This is a genomic window from Algorimicrobium algoritergicola (assembly GCF_008086165.1).
GTDB classification, from domain to species: Bacteria; Bacteroidota; Bacteroidia; order Flavobacteriales; family Flavobacteriaceae; genus Algorimicrobium; species Algorimicrobium algoritergicola.
This window is the reverse complement of record NZ_VSKL01000007.1, coordinates 116,876-131,900: the sequence shown is the minus strand read 5'-3', so window position 1 is coordinate 131,900 and position 15,025 is coordinate 116,876. Positions and strand designations below refer to the sequence as shown.

The following is a 15,025-nucleotide window of genomic DNA, read 5'->3' as shown; positions in this document are numbered from 1 at the left end:
AGGGAAAACTAGTGACTACAGACCAACTCTACACCGAATTAAATTATGTAAACCATTCACGAGAAAAACGATTACATTATGCCAATTTGGTAATAGACAACCCAAATTTAATTCCGAAGTTAATAGAGATATTATTTCGTGTTGATGATAAAATTTCCTGCAGAGCAGCTTGGGTTTTAGAATTTATGTGTGGGCAAAATATATTCTATTTGATTCCGCATTTAGATGTTTTTACCGAGAAAATGCATCAAGTTCATTTGGATCCTGCTGTCAGACCTGTTGCTAAAATTTGTGAGTATTTAGCCAAAGCATATTATTCAAAATCACGAAATGCCGTTCAACTCAATCTAACAAAACAGCATCAAGAACGTATTATTGAAGTCTGTTTTGATTATCTCATTCGTGACGAAAAAATTGCACCTAAAGCATATTCCATGAATACCTTATATCTTTTTGGAACCGATTATGATTGGATTCACCCCGAACTCGTTATAATCTTAGAACGCGATTTTCAGATGCAGAGTTCGGGTTTTAAGGCACGAGCAAAACATATTTTAACGAAGATTAAAAAGTAGCTGAATTTATTATGCAATCAACACTCTGGGTAAAAAAATCACGTTAAAAATTACATGTCATAATCTGTCTATTCTTTTGGATTTCCGTATCTTTGCGGCTTTTAAAACACAACAACAATCATGTCTATATCTTCCTTAAATGCCATCTCTCCTATTGATGGTCGGTACCGTAATCAAGTTGAAAAATTAGCCCCTTACTTCTCTGAAGAAGCGCTAATTAAATATCGCGTTCAAGTAGAAATTGAATATTTTATTGCATTATGCGAAATTCCGCTGCCACAGATAGCCGATTTTAACACGGCATTATTTGAAGATTTACGGGCTATTTATAAAAATTTTACATCTATTGATGCATCTGCCATTAAGGAGATTGAAAAAGTAACCAATCACGATGTGAAAGCGGTTGAATACTTTATCAAAGAAAAATTCGATGCCTTAAATATTTCAAAATATAAAGAGTTTATTCACTTCGGATTAACCTCTCAAGATATTAACAACACATCTATTCCATTGAGTATTAAGGATGCTATGAATGATGTGTATGTTCCTGAGTATTTTGAAGTTTTAAATAAATTAAAAACGCTTACTGAAGATTGGAAATCCATTCCCATGTTAGCTAGAACACATGGACAACCTGCTTCTCCTACACGTTTAGGTAAGGAAATTCAAGTATTTGTAACACGTTTGGAAGCACAATTTGATTTATTGAATGATATTCCAAGTGCTGCAAAATTTGGTGGTGCAACTGGAAACTTTAATGCACATCATGTTGCCTATCCACAAATAGATTGGAAAGCTTTTGGTGGTCAATTTGTACAGGAAAAATTAGGGTTACACCACTCTTTTCCTACCACACAAATTGAACATTACGATCACATGGCCGCTTTATTTGATACCTTAAAACGAATCAATACCATATTAATTGATTTAGATCGTGATATCTGGACTTATGTGTCTATGGATTATTTTAAACAACGCATCAAAGCAGGTGAAGTAGGAAGTTCGGCCATGCCACATAAAGTAAACCCTATTGATTTTGAAAATAGCGAAGGGAACTTAGGTATTGCCAATGCTATTTTTGAGCATTTATCGGCCAAATTACCAATTTCCAGATTACAACGCGATTTAACGGATAGTACGGTTTTACGTAATGTAGGTGTTCCTTTTGGACATACTATTATTGGTTTTAAATCTATTTTAAAAGGTTTAAATAAATTGCTTTTAAACGAAAGTAAGTTTGCCGAAGATCTAGAAAACAATTGGGCTGTGGTTGCTGAAGCTATTCAAACTATTTTACGTCGTGAAGGGTATCCAAATCCGTATGAAGCTCTAAAAGGTTTAACACGTACAAATGAAAAAATTAATCAACAATCCATTGCAAACTTTATTGATACATTAGAAGTTTCTGATGGAATTAAAAAGGAGTTAAAGGCTATTACACCTAGTAACTATACAGGAATATAAGTATGTTAACAGATAAACAATCGCTAATCCTTTGTGGAATTGTAGGAGTCGGATTTTCAGTTGCTGGGATTTGCGGTTTATTGGAAAACTATATGGTAAGCGGGATTTTCATTGCGTTATTCTTAGTCATTTTGGTCAATATAATTGTTACGCTTACAAAGCATCATAAAAAGAAGGATGACCAAAACGACTTAAACCAAAAACAAAAAAAGGATGTCTGAAAAGTAAATTTTTACTCTAAATGCCACATTGAGCGCAGTCGAAATGTTCTGATTTTCGCAATACTAAAAACTTCGACTGCGCTCAATTTGACAATGGGAGATTACTTTTCAGACTACTTTTTTTAAGATTATTTTTCTGAAAATTATTTAAAGAAATTGACAATATCTTTTAATTGATCAGAATCTTCAAAATTAGTATTTTGAACTGCACTAGCTAATGTTCCAATTTGTTCAGGACGCATGTTATCACCTAAAATTCTAACAACGCCAAAGCCCATTTCTTTGGAGCTTCCAAAGACAATAACTTCTTCAGCACTGTCATCATCACCCAAATAGGAAATTACGAAGGTCATCCCACTGTCTCTAAACTCCATTAGTTCTGTATATTTTACATCACTTAAAATAGCCTTAACTTTTGCTAATTCCGTGTTATATGTTGCCATATTGGTTTCGCTTGCTTTAAAACCTAAAAAGTTTAAGCGTTGAACAGACTTATACGCTTCTTTTTGCTCATCGGTTAAAGTAGCTTCATCCAACTCTACAATAGACGTTGGAATATCAGCTGTAACAAAATCGGCTTTTTCCTGATTATCTACAAAATACGTTTGTAATGATTCGCCCGAATTACAGCTTATTAGTGACATAGCCACTAACAAGCTGAACAGGGTATATTTGATTGATTTTTTCATGCTGATTATTATCTCTTATCTTTCTTTTCCAAATGCTCACCACCTGGAATATTCATTTTCTGGGTCAATTTAGAAATTTGATTTAAGTTAATATCTCCTGTTAAGGACACTACTACTGTTTCAAATTCACGTTTTTTACCATTCATATTGATATCCATATCTTTTGTAACAGCTCCAATACCATCAACAAACATCAGGAATTCACTTACATGGTCCGAATCACGACCTTCCTTAACATAGAATGTCATATTCATTCCGTCATCTTTAACGACCATTAATTCCTCTAAACCACCTTTTCTCGATTTCACCCATTTAGATACATCGGCAGAAATGGCTTTATCTCCTGTTGAAATCACTTTAAAACTGGTAATACTATTCACCATATTGATATATTCCTGTGATTCTGGATCATCCGTATTAATATCCATTTTTGCTAACATTTGAAACATTTTAGGCTTAATGGATACATAGGTTACTTCAGGGCTTTCGCTGTATTTAGCAAAAATATCTTGTGCTTGAGAAGCAAATGGCATCATCATAAGTGCCAAAACGAAAATAAGGGTGTACTTTTTCATAGGGTTTGTTTTTAAATTATTTAATTTTTCACGGTCAGTGATTGTATTATAGTTGTTATTATCTATTGTTTTCATTTCTGTTTATTGTTTGTTTTTAAATATTCTATTTGTGGAATTCTCCATTTCTTTTAAGTAATTGACTTTAGACATGCCATCATTAACAGCATTCAAATAATTTACTTTTTCGAAACCTTTATTCATGTGTGTGGATATCATTTCGAGTGATTTGACCACTTCATTATAAGCTAACATGGGATCGTCATAGGTTCCTAAATCTTCTTGTGTTTGAAACGGATTATTGAAATATAAGCTTATTGAAAGTACTGCTATTGCCGCAACTGTCAGCCATTTATAATTAAATATGGTTCGCGATTTCAAAGGCAATTCTTTAATAGAGACTTCTTCCTGATTTGCTTTAAAGTAGGCAAACATAGGTTTGTACATCTCTAAATGTGGTGCTACATCATCTTGTGCAAAATACGCCTTCAATTGTGCTTCTTCCTGAAGCGTGGTTTCGGCATTTTCATATTTTTCAAGTAATTTTTCTATATTATTTAATACCATAATTATGTGTATTAGTTAATTTTTCACGTATTGTTTTTCGAGCTCTTGATAAAGCTACGCGAACGGCTGTTTGATTCATATCTAGCATTTTAGCTATTTCATCATAATCATATTGCTCAATATCTCGTAACTGAACAACCATTTTTTGTTGTTCTGGCAAATCTGCCATAATCTTGCTTACCCATTCCAAACTATCATTGACCTCAACTTCCTTTTGTAAAGACACATTATGATCTTCATAATTGCTGTGTACAATCTTTAAATTCTGTGCTTGTTTGGATTTTAATTTATCTAAACAAAAATTCTTTGTCATGGTCATTGAAAAGGCTTCTATGTTTTTATAGTCGCTTATTTTCTCTTGATTTTTCCACAATTTTAAGATAATCTCTTGAGTGACATCTTCTGCTTCCTCCCGAGACACAAGCAATCGTTTGGCTAAACGAAAGACTTTATCTTTAAATGGCATGACAATATTTAAAAATTCTGTCTGTGTCATAATTTGTGGTTAATCAATAATAGCTGGTTTTTGGCTACTTACTATTACGACGAGTGATAACTTAATTTGTTACAAATAATTTTTATTATGTTATAAAGTAACTACTTTTAATTCGACAAAAAGAAAAATTAAAATGAAAATGGCTATGAAAAACCGATCTATTTACTTGCTGATAATATGCGCATCTGCTCTATTTACGGGTTGTTTTGAAGATATAGATGATAATCCAGCATCCACCCAAGACTTAAATGATTTTGTTTGGCGAGGCTTAAACACCTATTATCTCTACAAGGATAATGTGCCAGATTTAGCAAACGACCGATTTGATGCAGGTTCTTATGAAGCGTTTTTAAACAGTTATCCATCACCTGAAGCCTTGTTTGAATATTTACGTTATCAACCACAAACGGTAGATAGGTTTAGTTGGATAACGTCTAATTACATTCAATTGGAACAATTATTAAATGGTACAACACAAAACAACGGCATGGATTACGGCCTTATGCGCTATCCAAACGGTTCAGAAAACGTATTTGGATATGTTGGCTATGTATTGCCAAATTCTAGCGCTAACAATCAAGGCGTCTCCAGAGGAACTATTTTTTATGCTATTGATGGCACACCGCTTACAACAACTAATTTTAATAGTTTATTACGAAACAATACCTACACTATTAATTTAGCTGATTATGATGATAATGGAACCTCTGAAACGAGCGATGATAGTATTACACCAAATGGTCAAAGCATCACACTTTCAAAATCTGCCATTACAGAAAATCCTATTTTTAAAACAGACATATTTGAAGTTGCAGGTAAAAACGTGGGTTATTTAATGTATAATGGGTTTACAAGAGATTTTGATTCACAATTGAATGCGGTGTTTGGGGAGTTTCAAGCAAATAATATTCAGAATTTGGTTTTGGATTTACGTTACAATTCTGGTGGTTCTGTAAATACGGCAATCTTATTGTCTAGTATGATAGCTGGACAAACAGGGAATGTGTTTAGTACAGAGGAGTGGAATTCTGATATTCAATCCCAATTATCAGAAGACCAAACCACCAATTATTTTACAGATAATGATGCTGGCGCACCTTTAAATATTTTAAATCTGAACAAGGTGTATGTTTTAACCACAAAACGATCGGCATCTGCTAGTGAGTTAGTTATAAATAGTTTAGATCCTTATATAGATGTGATTCATATTGGAACCGAAACTGCTGGTAAATTTCAAGCATCCATTACGCTTTATGATGCACCTGATTTTCGCAGAGCGAATGCAAATCCTTCACATTTATATGCTATGCAACCTCTAGTATTAAAATCATTGAATGCCGTTGGTAACACAGATTATAGTCAAGGATTATTTCCTGCTATATCACAGCCTGAAAATTACGGTAATATGGGAACACTTGGTTCTGAAACTGAACCGCTTCTAGCAACAGCTTTACAACTTATTTTAGATGGTGGTCGTATGTCATTTCCTAATATTAAACCTTTAGATTTAATTGGAGACAAGTCGGATTTCTTACCTTTTTCTGTTGGCATGTATGTAGATTAGTTGTTAGTTGTTAGTTGTTAGTTGTTAGTTGTTAGTTGTTAGTTGTTAGTTGTTAGTTGTTAGTTGTTAGAAAATTATACTATTACGTATTCATCCAACACTATTTGAATTTATAAAACAAAAAACCCAGACTTTCGTCTGGGTTTTTCAATAAAATATAATTTAATAACTACTTCACTTATTAGTTTTTAATAACACGAATTGTTTCAGTCGTATTACCAATAGTTACTTTTACAAAGTAAGCTCCTGTTTGTAAGTTAGCCATATCTACTTCGCTTGCAACAGTATTAGGAGAGGTACGAAGTACTTCTTGTCCTAACATATTGTAAACAGCCACCTGTTGAATTGCTTTTTGAGCTTTTAACATTAATAAATTATTAACCGGGTTTGGATAATACGTTAGAGCTGAATCAATCTCAAAATCTTGCGTTGATAAGGTTGTATTAATTGTAATATTATGAGTTGACGGATCTCCTGTATTTATCCAAGCTCCTACTTGAATATAATAATTAGTTCCAACTACTGATGTAAATGTCAAAACAGCAGGATTATTAAATGGATCTACACTAAAATCACAAGTACCTAGAGTTATTCCTGCACAATCAGGACTTGCAAAGATACCTATTTGTGAATCTTCGCTAGGGGAATCAACTGTAATAGTTAAATCGCCACCATCTCCAACAACCGTGTACCATACATCATTCCCTATTGTTCCATTACAAGAAGTTGAGGATGCACCTGTTGCATTAAAAGTTGTACCAGATGTTGTACTTCCAATTGCAATTGCAATTGCTCCCGAACACGCGTCGTTTGCTGGAGGTGGACCTGGTGTATTAAATGTGTAAGGTCCTACCCAAATACTGGTATCGCCTCCTCCACAATCTGAACGCACATAGAAATCATAAGCTGTAGAAGCAGATAAAACTGTAAGTGATTCCGGATTGTTTGTAGTTCCCGTAATCATTGTCCCAGTTCCTAACGTAAAGTTTTCTGTTCCCCATTCTATGTCCCAAGTTGTTGCTGTTCCATTCTCAGTCCATTGCAAATCAGCCGTAGTTTCTGTTAAGTTAGCTGCATTTAAACCTGTTGGTTCAGGACACGTTGGCGGTGTGTTTAAACAAAATGTTACATCACCAAAATCATCATGACCCCAATCGTAAATTCTTACATAATATGTAGCGGCAGGCGTTAAACCTGTAAAGCTAGCTGTTATGGCTGTAGTACAGCCAACTTCTACCAAGGAACCACAAGAACCACTAAATAACTCAAGTTGTGTTGTAGAAAAAGCAGAAACACCTCTAGTATACACTAGTTCTGTTTCACCTGCTGGCATATCAAATTGGTACCATATATCTCCGCCCGCATAAGTTGCTGTTGCACAACCTGCTTGAGCAACTCCAGAGTCTGTTGCGCCTGTGTTATTTCCAGTTACTGTTGTTCCACAAGAACCAATTCCAATAGGAGCAACTTCTGCATTCGCACAGTTATCATTAGTTGGAGGGCATGTATCTAAACCAAAAGTTCCTAATGTATAATCGCATCCAGCGTCTGTATGCTCTACATTTAATGTTGTATCAACACCAAATGCATAAGGACCAAATGTTACTGTTCCTGTAAATGCTTGCGGAGAAACACCATCTGTAATATTTGTTGCATCTCCGGCATCAGTTACTACTACTTCAATGGTGTATGTTGATGTTCCACAATCTTCAATGACTGAAGTAGTGGCCGTTCCAGGTGTACAGTTTAAACAAATAACATCCCAATCCCAGTCCACGCCAGTAGCACAACTTTGAATAGAGCCATCAGAATCTACAGCTACCGTAATAGAAGAACCGGAAGCAGTAAATTCTAAACCACTTAAGTTTCCACCATTTCCACCTCTATATAATTCCGTTACGCCATCACTATCTATAATTACTAAATCATCACAACAATCTTCAATAGAACCTGCATTAAAAATAACTTTCAAGTTAGATCCATCACTACTTTCATAAACGAAGTCTGTGTTATCATTAGCTACATAACAAAATGTTGTATTTAATGGCGTTCCGCACGTAACAATACTAGGACATTCATCATACGAAAAATCTCCTAAAGTGAAATCGCATGCATTATCGGAATGAACCACCATCAATGTTTGTGTACTCCCTATAGCAAAAGGACCCGCAGTAGACGTTGTTCCTGAAATTGGATATGTTGTCGTTCCATCGGAAACACCTGTGGCATCTCCAACAGTTGTAAACTCTACATCTACAGAATACTGGGAAGCAGCACAGTCTTGAACCACTGTAGAAGAGTCTACTACTGCAAACGTACAGGTAGGAGGCGTTCCATCTATATAGTTAAACTGAATGTTAGGTCTGTTGTTTATTACATCTGAAGTAGGTAACCCACAAGCTGTTGTTCCGTCTCTTCTAACTGTTCTAGCGCCATTTGCCGTATTTGCAGTTGTAGCTACTTGACCATAAGGTCCTGAAAATGGGTTCTGTCCATCCGTACAAATATCAATTACTATATTATCAACACCGTTCCAAACAAAATTAGATGTGAACGTTATCATATCATAAACACCAGATGCCGTTACGGTAGGATCATAATCTGTTGGTCCAAAAACCGTTGCGGTAGGTGATGTATTATGCGCTGCTGAATTTATGGCTGCTGTATGGCCAATTTTAATAGTATAACCTAACAAAGCTCCACCTGCATAATCCCCCACTATATCAAAGCCTAAAGCTGAAATTTCATCATAGGGCGTCATCATGGTACTTAATTCTGCAGCCGTATATACTACTTGGTATCTCATGGCATTATAAAAGCCATGAATTGGGTCAGCAGCCGTAGAGCCCGTAACATCTGTTCCAGAGCCAATAACGACCGTTTGCGCGTTAGCCTGCCACGTGAAGGCAAAAGCTAAAATCATAAAAATTTGAATTGTAGTTTTTTTCATTTTAAAATTTGTTTAATTAAATTAATAGACTTGTAATATACTACATTTATTATAGATGTTAAAATATTCATAACAGTTTCATAGTTTAACAACATAGACGGTAATAGCCTCGTTTATAAAAGATTAAATAATAAAAAAGGAGTCAAATATTTGATAGAGAAGGAAAATGCGGTTCTAATTGAAATAAAAAAACCCAGACTTTCGTCTGGGTTTTTCAATACACTATAGTTTAGTAACTACTTCGTTTTATTAGTTTTTAATAACGCGAATTGTTTTGGTAGCATTACCAATAGTTACTTTAACAAAGTAAGCACCTGTTTGTAAGTTAGACATATCTACCTCACTTGCAACTGTATTAGGAGCCGTACGAAGTACTTCTTGACCTAACATGTTGTAAACAGCAACATTACTAATATTATTTTGTGCTTTCACATTTAACACATTTGATACTGGATTCGGATAATACGTAAACGCATTTGGAGAATCAAAACTATCTGTTGACAAAGTAGAATCAACTATTAGTTTATAGTCTTCCACTTCACCTCTACCAGAATTTAATCCACAAGCATCTTCCGAAGGGTTTGAGTCATTCCAATCAATCATAACACGCAATCTGTAATCACCATTTGCAGTACCAGATGGCACTGTAACAGTTCCTGTAAACGGACCTGATCCGAATCCAGTAGTATTAAATACTGTTTCAGTGGCTTCATCAAAAATGAAATCATTATTCCAGTCAATCCAAATGGCACAGCCAACAGTTCCGGAAACGATTTCCACATTAAAATCAAAAGTTTGTTCAGCAGCTAAAGCAACTGATTGACTTGCATAGAAATCACCATAATTATCAGTTGATAAACCAGAAGCCGTATTATTAATATTGCTTACTGGACCTGTAGTTGTAAATGTATCAATATACGTATTTACGTTAGTTCCACTTGGAATACAGTATCCTGCATTAAATGTAACTGGACCTGCAAACGCACTTAAATCACCGCCACCACAATCAGACTGCACATAAAAATCATATAACGTATCTGGAGTTAAACCGGTAGCTGAAGCAGCAGTTCCTGCAACATTTCCACTAGCAACTACACCAGTACCTTGAGGGCTTCCTTGAGGTACAACTTCCCAATTATAACTTGCAGGAGCTGTTCCATTAGTTGGAGCTGACCAAGTTAAGTCTGCCATATTTGGCGCAACAAAAGATGCAACCAAATCTTCAGGCACATAGCATGTTGGCGCGGTTCCAACACATACATCAAAACTTGTTCTAGTCGAAGCAGAAGAACTATACGTATAAATTCTAAAGAAATACGTATTTGTTGGTGTTAAACCTGATAAATTAATTGGTGAATTAGGCGTATCTTGACATACTAAACTTGCACCACCACATGAATCAAAAACTTGAGTAACGATATCAGTTGCACCACCAGTATTAGTAATTGTAATTCTATGATCCGTACTTGTTGCAACAAAAGAATACCAAACATCATCATTTGCTGTACCGCTACAACCTGCTAAACTTTGTGTTGCGGCTATAGTAGTTCCTGAAACAACACTTGCACAAGAATAATCTGGATCCACAGTTAAAGCTGTAGCATTTGAACACTCATCGTTGCTTGGAGGACACGCTGCTATAGTTGTGAAAGTATCAGTAGCATTACAGGTATCACCTGCTGCATCCTCCACAGTAAAATTAACTACAGTACTAGCAGCATAAGGACCAACAGAATATGTTCCTAGACCAACAGCCGTTTCTAATACACCACTATCATCTGAAATATCTACAGATAATCCAGTACCTAAATTAGTCACAACTACATCAATAAAGAATTCTTCGGTAGGACAATTGTTAACTCCATTAGCTAAAGTAAAAGTAGCTGGCACACAAGCTGGTGGTGGCACGCATGTAATAGCTAAATCAAAATTACCATTGTTTGATCCAAAGCCTTCTACCATAATATAATAAGTTGTTGCTCCATCTGAAGTAAAGGTTACTTGAGATTGTGGGGAACAAACTCCTGAAGCGTCGTCATTAAATGCAACTTGAGTTCCTGCACAAGCATCAAATACTCTAATAAGCGTGTCATAATCTGAACCACATAAACTAGCTGTAATTTCTTCTCCATTAGCAGTTCCAGCTAACACATACCACACATCATTAGCTGTATTGTTTCCACTATTTGTAGCAGTTAAAGTTTGACCACTTACCGTATCACCACAGCTAATAGTTTCTGCGTTAACACATTCGTCATTGGCAGGAGCTGGTTGAGGTGTACCATCTAAATTCTGTACAGTTGTAACCACACATGATGATCCAGATGTACATGCGGCATCAGCAGCCCAGTGTGCTTCAACAGCTCCTACAGTTGCTACCCAGCTTAATGGCGATACACCGCTAGCTAAAACGCTTACGCCATCTCCAGCATCAATAATGGTTATAAAACCTCCGGCTGCTGCAAATTCATAATTATCACCTATTGTTAGGTTTGAAATATCTGAATATTCGCCAAAGAAGTTACAGGAATCAACTTCTTCCACATTTCCACTGTTCGCGAGAATCAAGGAAGCATAAGAGTTTCCATCAAAATCACACTGTGCATACGAATAGCTGCATAATATGAAAGTGAAAAATAATAATGTAAATTTTTTCATTTTTTAAATTGGTTTTAAATTAATAGTGCTCCAATATATTACAATTAAAAAGGTTATACCATATAGATGAGATTGTTATCGACAAACAGCTTTATTTAAACGTTAAATGGATGTTAATTTTTTATGCATGCATAATATAATTCTTAATAAATTATCGATTTCATAGGAGTTCTATAAGTAGATTCAGAATACATCTTAAAATATAAAATTTTTACTGAATAATCCGTGAAACCTTAACGTTTATAGAAAAACAAAAAACCACATTTCCATATAGTTGAAAACGTGGTTTTTATCAATTTTAGGCGTTTAGCACGTGCTTAAAACTGTATGTCTAATTAAAATAAATTTTTGAAGCATTTACACCTACTTCAAACGTATGAATTAAATTGCCTGAACTTAATTCGTAAACCAATAAATCGCCTAACGATGCAAAATCTTTTGCGTCAGTAATATAAATATGTTCATTTTTTACAGCCATACCATAGGTTGTTATAGCGCCTAAATTAATAAGTGATGTTGTTGGCAGACTTGTTGCTGCGTCAGCCATTTCATAAATTTCATTATTCAAAACATAATAAATAGTACCATTACCGTAACTCATTTGGCTAGGGTGATTGCCAACCTCAAAAACATGTAAATCCATAATAGTATTATCTGTCATGTTTATTGTTGCTATGGATCCTTGCGTAATATTTGGTGGTGACAACCAATATTGATTAGCACCCTCACTTAATACAACCAAATTGCCTTCATCATTAATTAACATCTCATCTGGGACATCGTTAACTGTAATAGTGGATATTAAATTATTATTCGTATTAAGAACCGTAATAATATTGTTTACGCCATACCCTCCTTTATGCGATATATACAATGTATTACCGTTTGCAATTATTTGCTCTGGACCTTCGCCAACAGGAATCGTACTTTCTACTGTATTTGTAGATAAATTAATTACAGCAATAAAATCATCATCAGCGTCATTCCCATCTCCCCAATTGGTTACATAACCTTTACCGTTTGCAAAACCAATGTATCTTGGAGTATATAACCCAGCTGTAATGCTACTCTTTTTATTAAATGAATATCGATCAACCACATTAATGGTGTTTACATTGTCAGAAATAATATAAGCTTGATTTCCATTAAATCCTACTGATTGTAAATAATTACCTAAATCTTCTTCGTTTACATTAAAAAAGATATTGTTTTCTATTGTAGAAAAATCATTGGAAATATAAGATACAGATGAGGGTCCACCTTCAGCACTTACTAGAATGCCGTTTTCATAATCTCCCAGTGACACTTGGGGTTCTGAAAAATTGTCATCATCACTACTACAGGATGTGAATACAAATGCAAATAACAGACTAAAAATTAAAAATTTAATTACGTGTTTCATAGTTTAAAAATTGAGGTTAAAATAAAAATTATAGTTAATACCAGGCATATAGCGATTTGCTACGCTCTGGTAGTTTTCGTTAAATAGATTTTTAAGTTGTATACCAAACCTGTATTGTTTGGTTGCACCCAACGCATATTCAGCGCCAACATTGGAAACTGTATAGGCATCAAGCGTGTATTTTGGGTTGTTATCTGATAACGTAAAAACGTCTCCAACATATAGAAGTTGATAATAGGTGGACATCCTCTTAAATGTGTAATTAAAATAACCCGTAGCTTTATGATTGGGAACATAAATAAGTTGTTTTTTAGTTTCCTGGTTCTCGGAAACGGTATAACCATAACTGGCTCCTAATCTGAATTGGTGCTGATGAAACTGCTGTTTAACTTCCAGTTTCGCTTCTAAACCATAGGTTTTAACATGGTCTGTATTAATGGGTTTCCAAAAGGAGGTTGTTGGTACCCAACGAATCATATCTTGAATATCATTATAATAACCGGTTACGGACAATGAGATGCTTTTATATTGAAATGCGTGTCCCATTTCTACCTGATAAGAATCTTCGGGATTTAATTCCGTATTTCCACTACCTTCCCAATACAAATCGTTAAAGGTTGGCATTCTGAAATTTCGAGAACCATTCAAAGTCATCGTATAAAAATCAAATGGTTTATAATTCACACCTACATGAAATAAAAATGGGGTTTTATAATTTTCCGTGAGTTCTTTTCTGAAGGACACTTCATATAACAATCGGGATGTTATGTTATGTTTTAAAAGTAGATTGAAAGCTGTTATGGTACGCGATTCATTTATTATTGAAGACCCTTCAGCCGTTGTTTGCGTCATATCAATAACCGAATTAAGCAGCAGATTTTTATTTACTTTAAAAGCCAAGTCATGTTTGGCAATAAGTGTTTTAGCTTCGGCTCCTGTTGAATTTTTCTTGTTTATGTTTGCAAAATAATTATAATCCTCCGTTATGTAGGCCAACTTTAATCGGGATGTAAATTGGTTGTATAAGCCAACCCATTCCAATAAATTCCGGGTGTTGAAATCTTGATATTTTGTAGGTGTTTCGGAAGGAAATATTTGCGAAAAATGGCGCTCACCATCATACACATAGCTGTAGAATTTTAAGGTGTTTTTTCCACTGAATTTGTATGCTATATTCGCCGAAAAACTCTGATTGTAATACGCACCGTTAGTGTTTTTTTTATTAGAATCTACAAAGTCATAATCGTTTTCAGAATTGCTGCGACTCACTTCAAAATTAACAGCTAATTTATCCGTAGATATTCCCGATTTAAAACTGCCATCCCAAGTATTAAAGCTGCCGTAACGTAAATACAGGCTGTTTTTAAAACCTTGATTAAATTTCAACTGATTATTTAAGTGAATACTGCCTCCAATGGCACCACTGCCATACAGCACGCTTCCGCCGCCACTCCTTACAGTAACATCATCAAAATTTCTGATGTTTATGGTGTTGAAATCCGTTTGACCCGTAAATTGCGAATTGATATTAATACCATTCCAAACAACAGCCGTTTGTTGTGCGGTGGTTCCTCGAAATGAAGCCGAAGATACCATGCCCAAACCATTCTCCTTAAAATAAATAAGCGAATTATAATTTAAAACATCGGTTAATGATGCGGCACTTCGTGTTAAAATAGTATCGGAAAGTTGTTCGGTTTTTTGAGTTTCAGAAAAGCGATTTAAACCCATATCGGTTTTTAAAATCACTTCATCTAATTGCTGCAATGAGTCTAACGCTGATTGAGACCATGCACCAAATTGAATACCTACTATAAAAATAAAAATTATAAGCCGTTTCATATCCATGAAGCCTTTTACCCGAAAG

The 15,025-nt window shown here is 34.9% G+C and carries 11 protein-coding genes; 3 read left to right on the top strand and 8 right to left on the bottom strand.

Translation table 11 applies throughout. The annotated features are described in order from the left end of the window. Window positions 1-11: 11 nt before the first annotated feature. Entirely contained in the window at window positions 12-575 is a 564-nt protein-coding gene (locus ES675_RS15090) for an adenylosuccinate lyase (RefSeq protein ID WP_066252646.1), read from the top strand. A gap of 120 nt (window positions 576-695) precedes the next feature. After that, complete coding sequence (gene purB, locus ES675_RS15085) at window positions 696-2,039, top strand: adenylosuccinate lyase (RefSeq protein WP_066252649.1); 1,344 nt, start codon at window positions 696-698, stop codon at window positions 2,037-2,039. A 364-nt stretch (window positions 2,040-2,403) separates the two neighbouring features. Here purB and ES675_RS15080 read toward each other — a convergent pair whose 3' ends face one another. From ES675_RS15080 to ES675_RS15065, 4 genes are all read right to left on the bottom strand, one after another. After that, the gene (locus tag ES675_RS15080) at window positions 2,404-2,949 is read right to left on the bottom strand and encodes a DUF4252 domain-containing protein (RefSeq protein ID WP_066252654.1); all 546 of its coding nucleotides are present in this window, start codon (window positions 2,947-2,949) and stop codon (window positions 2,404-2,406) included. Between the two features lie 8 nt (window positions 2,950-2,957). Then, window positions 2,958-3,524 carry a DUF4252 domain-containing protein gene (locus ES675_RS15075; protein WP_066252737.1) on the bottom strand — a complete coding sequence of 189 codons (567 nt, stop codon included), beginning with the start codon at window positions 3,522-3,524 and terminating at the stop codon, window positions 2,958-2,960. Between the two features lie 81 nt (window positions 3,525-3,605). After that, window positions 3,606-4,088 (bottom strand): hypothetical protein, encoded by a 483-nt coding sequence (locus ES675_RS15070; RefSeq protein WP_066252657.1) that lies wholly within the window; start codon window positions 4,086-4,088, stop codon window positions 3,606-3,608. Continuing rightward, window positions 4,075-4,584 carry an RNA polymerase sigma factor gene (locus ES675_RS15065; protein WP_066252660.1) on the bottom strand — a complete coding sequence of 170 codons (510 nt, stop codon included), beginning with the start codon at window positions 4,582-4,584 and terminating at the stop codon, window positions 4,075-4,077. Before ES675_RS15065 ends, ES675_RS15070 begins: the two co-directional genes overlap by 14 nt. A 145-nt stretch (window positions 4,585-4,729) precedes the next feature. Here ES675_RS15065 and ES675_RS15060 point away from each other — a divergent pair, with 145 nt between their 5' ends. Further along, window positions 4,730-6,148: a S41 family peptidase gene (locus ES675_RS15060; protein ID WP_066252739.1), complete on the top strand. Its 1,419-nt coding sequence runs from the start codon at window positions 4,730-4,732 to the stop codon at window positions 6,146-6,148. A 181-nt stretch (window positions 6,149-6,329) separates the two neighbouring features. Here the strand turns inward: ES675_RS15060 and ES675_RS15055 are convergent, their stop codons facing one another. From ES675_RS15055 to ES675_RS15040, 4 genes are all read right to left on the bottom strand, one after another. Then, window positions 6,330-9,098, bottom strand: coding sequence for a T9SS type A sorting domain-containing protein (locus tag ES675_RS15055; protein ID WP_148367539.1), 2,769 nt, complete (start codon window positions 9,096-9,098; stop codon window positions 6,330-6,332). A gap of 249 nt (window positions 9,099-9,347) precedes the next feature. Continuing rightward, window positions 9,348-11,756 (bottom strand): GEVED domain-containing protein, encoded by a 2,409-nt coding sequence (locus tag ES675_RS15050; protein ID WP_066252666.1) that lies wholly within the window; start codon window positions 11,754-11,756, stop codon window positions 9,348-9,350. Between the two features lie 331 nt (window positions 11,757-12,087). Then, window positions 12,088-13,158: a YncE family protein gene (locus tag ES675_RS15045; RefSeq protein ID WP_066252669.1), complete on the bottom strand. Its 1,071-nt coding sequence runs from the start codon at window positions 13,156-13,158 to the stop codon at window positions 12,088-12,090. A 3-nt stretch (window positions 13,159-13,161) separates the two neighbouring features. After that, window positions 13,162-15,000, bottom strand: coding sequence for a TonB-dependent receptor plug domain-containing protein (locus ES675_RS15040; RefSeq protein WP_066252740.1), 1,839 nt, complete (start codon window positions 14,998-15,000; stop codon window positions 13,162-13,164). Window positions 15,001-15,025: the final 25 nt, after the last annotated feature.